Genomic DNA, 4,344 nt, shown 5'->3' with positions numbered 1-4,344 from the left:
CATTAGTGATTGTACTCACTTAACTCAGTGTCCAAAACTGCTGGTGCGGATCAGTATACCCGATCCAACAATGAAAGAAGATGTTGGTTATTGGTTAGAAAGTAAAGTCAGTGAAATCTATGCTGTCAGTTAGCCTTGATCTCCAACAGTACTTCTGGGGGATGCTTTTAGAGAACTCTGAGCTTTGGCTAATGCTTTTCCCCATGATGATTATGGTGGAGCTCCCACTCTTTCTGCTTGTGTTAAGTGGAATCTTTCGCTGGTCTTATTCGGCCAGTGACATAGAGATAAAAGAATACCCAAGCATCTCGTTTGTAATTACTTGTTATGGAGAAGGAGATGCAATTGAGATAACGATCGACACGCTTGTTGAACAGCTTTATCCCGGAAAGATTGAGATTGTAGCCGTAGTCGATGGAGCAACTTAAAATGAAGATACCTACTTAGCTGCAATGCGAGGGGAGCAAAGACATAAAACGGTAAGAAACAGAGATGTTCGTGTCATTCCTAAGTGGCAAAGAGGAGGTCGCGTATCAACGTTGAATGCTGGTTTAGATAACGCTACTGGTGATTTTGTTATTAATGTTGATGGTGATACTTCTTTTGATAACGACATGGCGTTACAAATGATGAAGCAATTTACTGATAAGAATGTGATTGCTTCTGGAGGTGCTTTACGCGTTAGAAACTGGCAAGAAAATTTGCTTACGCGAATGCAGTCTCTTGAATATATGTTATCAATGCAAGCGGGTAAGACGGGGCTATCTAACTGGGGGGTTCTAAATAATATATCAGGAGCATTTGGTGCCTTTCGAAAGAACACTCTGAAGCAAGTTGGAGGGTGGGATACCCATACTGCTGAAGATCTCGACTTAACGATGAGGCTCAAACAGTACAAGAAAAGACATCCAAACAATAAACTCGCTTTTACACCTAAAGCTGTGGGCCATACTGATGTACCCGATACACTGAAAGGGTTGGTACAACAAAGGCTAAGATGGGATGGAGACTTATTATTTCTGTTTTTAAGGAAACACAATGAAGGTCTAACCCCTAGATTACTCGGTTGGGGAAACTTTATATTTACTTTAGTTTATGGCGTTCTACAAAACGTATTGCTGCCCATTCTAGTTTCGCTATTCATGTTTTACATATTTTGGGCTTACCCCTTCGATTTTGTTGCTGCACTTCTGATCCTTATCTACTGCGTCTATTTGTCGACAGTGTTGTTGTTTTTTACTGTCTATATTGGGTTGGTTTCCGAAAGAGCGAAAGAAGATCTTAAGATGGCAAAATGGCTAATCTTGTATCCGTTTTATCAGTTCTTTATGCGGTTGATTACGGCGTTCTCTATGGTGAATGAGTTATTTAGAAGAAGTCATGAAGAATCCAGTATGGCTCCTTGGTGGGTATTGAAAAAAGGCAAAAGGTTTTAACAATGAAAGTGAAATTTCATCTTGATAAAAAGAATAACCCTCAATCGGATGATGGTGTCAAAGTTGCTTACGGACAAGCGAAAAGAGGAGGCTACCGCTTTCGTTGGTATTTAATCTTAAGCTTAGTGGTTAGCCCTCTATTATTCGTTGCGTATTTTTTCTTAAAGACAAATTTTTTGGTTATTGCTCCGGCAATCATTACCTCGCATCCTGTAACCTTAACCTCTAAAGTTGCAGGAGTAGTCGGCCCAATTCCAGTAGACGATGGAAGTCAAATCCTAAAATCAGAGACAGCGATTCAGTTGACTAATATGGAAGTGGAAGCGCAAATCGAATTTCTTCATGCTGAGTTATTAGATTTAGAAATCAGGTCTCCTGATGATATTGGCTTACTGCACTTGAAAGGCATTGAAGAAACGCGCAGTAATTTAAACACGGTACAGCAAATTCAAACGCGATATGAAGAATATAGGAAAAAAGGTCAGGTATCCGATGTGGACTACGCAAGTATAGTGGGAATGAGTAACTCACTTAATAATCAGCTTAATGGACAAAAACTTGATTATCAAAATGCGAAATTAGCTGAACAAGAAAGAGAATTAGCGGGTCCGGTTAGTCAGGCTCGACGTGCTTTAATGAAAGATCTAGCACTTAAACGTGTTGTTGAACAAGGATTGGCGATTAAGTCTCCCTATGAAGGTCGCGTTGTCGATATCCATGTCGTTGAAGGACAGAGAGTGTTCGAAGGTGACGAGCTTGTAACGATAGCGAAGAATACCATCCCGCAAGTGGTCGCGTATTTAGACCCTAAATATTTAGAGAATGCGATAATAGGAGCTCATACCAAGGTAAGGTTTCCTAATGGTAGTACTTTTGAGGCTGAGATTGCAGATTCGGTAGAAATCGTCAGTAAGTTGCCGACTCAATTAGCAAGCCCTTTTGAAGGGCAGCCAGCATATCTCAAAGTAGCATTGAACTTTACGGCTGATTTGCCTAGAGAATATTGGATTGAAGGGATGACCGTCGAAGTGCGTTTTTAATTAGCACGCTAATTTGACCATAAATGGAGCGTGTATCGCTCCATTTATGGTTTTAGGGCTAGCTATTTTTATAGCGAACTGCTGTTTTAGAGAGACCTTCTGCTTTAGAGATAACTATCGTAGAGAGCTGTGGATATCAAAAACCACGTACATCCAGTTCATTGTTGATCAACACAACACACTGAGAAGCAAACAGCATGTTTGGACCTAAGCTGATTTTCTCTGTCCCTAAACGCTTCAAGCTGTTGTAGCTTTTCTTCGGCATAGGGATATGGTCAGTTAGAAGGAAACATGGGTTTTCCGCAATCTCTGCGTCACGGATAAAGTCGCCTTTCTTATCCATCATGTACAGCTGGTGGTCTTCAGCCAGTTCTTTAACCAACTTTTCAAAACTCATAGTACGAACAGTGATGCCCGGTTCAACCTGACGTGTCTGTTCTTTTATCATGCCTTGAGAAGCATCAACCGCTCTTACTACCGCTGATAACAATGCCGATTCATGAAAGCCACCAATGTTAGTGATCTCATTTGAATCGAAAGTGATCGTACGTGAAAAGTCTTTAGTACTTTCTAATACAAGGTGCACGGTGACATTCTCACGGTGTGATTGAGCAACGAAGATCGTGTTCATCAGAGTATGAGCCAGAATCTCAGTATGAGCGTCTTGCCCAACACCTTCTAAGATAAGTTTGCTCTCTGTAGGGGCTGCGCGAGCGCGTAATACAAATGAACGCATGGGATGTACCTTGTCAGTATGTGATAAAGCGAAATAGGCTTAATCAACATGAATTGATGAATAACTAAAAATTATGGCGGTATGTAACTCTTTTCTATTAATGAAGTCAAATGGAGTTATGTATAGTACTGACCACAAGAACTCTACGTATTAAATAGAGAGTGACCACATTACAAGATGGTAAAGGTTGAAGCTAACCAAGGTTTACATAGATAGTATGCGCAAATTATTAGGTGACTTACATAAGGAAGTAGTCGATGAAGTTACAGAAGATTAATAAAGAAGAATATAGAAAGAAGATGAACCTACTGTTGGTTTCATTGGTTGGGTCACTCGCCTTGTTTGCCATTGTATTCGGTAGCGTTCTGATTGAACTTTTTGGTTCAGCTGGCTCCGTTACTGGGGAATCGACGGGTAATTTCCATTTGAATGTACTCGGGGTGATTTTATCAGTCGCCTTGAATGCGTTTATTGCGAGCCGTGTGAAAGGGCATGATTACTTTAAAGAAGCGCTTTATGTGTGGAACCTGAAACAAATTCACAATCAAATCTATCGTAAGCTTAAGCGTATTCAACCAAAAGCTGAGCAAGGCGATCGAGAAGCATTAACTATCCTTTACTTCTATTACACTACGCAAAAACAGGTATACGACCTAGATAACAATACATTGACGATAAAAACGGTTCAGAAATCTCTAGATAACATAGTGGAGCTGAGTGAAAAGTGGAGTATAGAACTGGATATAGAGACATTCTCGAAAGATCTAGTCGCGAAATTCTAAGTTATATGCTCTTGATTGTATGAGCTTTGGCCTATGAAAGAGGGTTTTGACGTAAAAGTAGACGCTTAAGCAATTTTTTTGAATTTTTATCAAAAAAGGGGTTGCCATGTTTTCGATGATCTCTATAATGCCGCCTCACTGACACGGCAGTCGCTACAAGGCTTCAGCGGTAATCAGTAAGACGGAAAGTTCGAAAGGAATTAATTTTAAAAAGTGTTTGACACTTAAAATTAAATCGCTAGAATTCACGTCCGCTTTCAAGGGTTTCTTTGTAAAAAGAAAGTTTCGATAAGCAAAGCTCTTTAACAATTTAAACCTATCAATCTGTGTGGGCACTCGTTGATGAATAT

Annotated in this window: 4 protein-coding genes and 1 pseudogene; 3 read left to right on the top strand and 2 right to left on the bottom strand. The window is 40.1% G+C overall.

Going from position 1 to position 4,344, the window contains the following annotated elements:
• The first annotated feature begins 119 nt into the window (after positions 1 to 119).
• A pseudogene (locus ACED28_RS22815) lies at positions 120 to 1,436 on the top strand (glycosyltransferase).
• Positions 1,403 to 2,476, top strand: a complete 1,074-nt coding sequence (locus tag ACED28_RS22810; RefSeq protein ID WP_012601063.1) for an HlyD family secretion protein — start codon at positions 1,403 to 1,405, stop codon at positions 2,474 to 2,476. The pseudogene ACED28_RS22815 and the gene ACED28_RS22810 overlap by 34 nt, the downstream one beginning before the upstream one ends.
• A gap of 136 nt (positions 2,477 to 2,612) precedes the next feature.
• Here the strand turns inward: ACED28_RS22810 and trmY are convergent, their stop codons facing one another.
• Positions 2,613 to 3,212, bottom strand: a complete 600-nt coding sequence (gene trmY, locus ACED28_RS22805; RefSeq protein ID WP_009846285.1) for a tRNA (pseudouridine(54)-N(1))-methyltransferase TrmY — start codon at positions 3,210 to 3,212, stop codon at positions 2,613 to 2,615.
• A 257-nt stretch (positions 3,213 to 3,469) separates the two neighbouring features.
• On the opposite strand from trmY, the gene ACED28_RS22800 reads away from it, so the two are divergent.
• Entirely contained in the window at positions 3,470 to 3,994 is a 525-nt protein-coding gene (locus ACED28_RS22800) for a DUF3087 family protein (RefSeq protein ID WP_017103550.1), read from the top strand.
• A 153-nt stretch (positions 3,995 to 4,147) separates the two neighbouring features.
• Here the strand turns inward: ACED28_RS22800 and ACED28_RS22795 are convergent.
• The coding region (locus tag ACED28_RS22795; protein WP_371710817.1) for a hypothetical protein at positions 4,148 to 4,344 on the bottom strand (197 nt) is incomplete at its 5' end.

Origin of the sequence: Vibrio sp. 1F253 (assembly GCF_041439295.1) — a bacterium.
GTDB classification, from domain to species: domain Bacteria; phylum Pseudomonadota; class Gammaproteobacteria; order Enterobacterales; family Vibrionaceae; genus Vibrio; species Vibrio tasmaniensis_A.
The sequence above is the reverse complement of the archived record's forward strand: the minus strand, read 5'-3'. Positions and strand labels throughout refer to the sequence as shown.

Excerpts from the sequence above, each read along its gene's own strand:
- ACED28_RS22800 (WP_017103550.1), top strand. The coding sequence starts at position 3,470 with ATGAAGTTACAGAAGATTAATAAAGAAGAATATAGAAAGAAGATGAAC.
- trmY (WP_009846285.1), bottom strand. The coding sequence starts at position 3,212 with ATGCGTTCATTTGTATTACGCGCTCGCGCAGCCCCTACAGAGAGCAAA.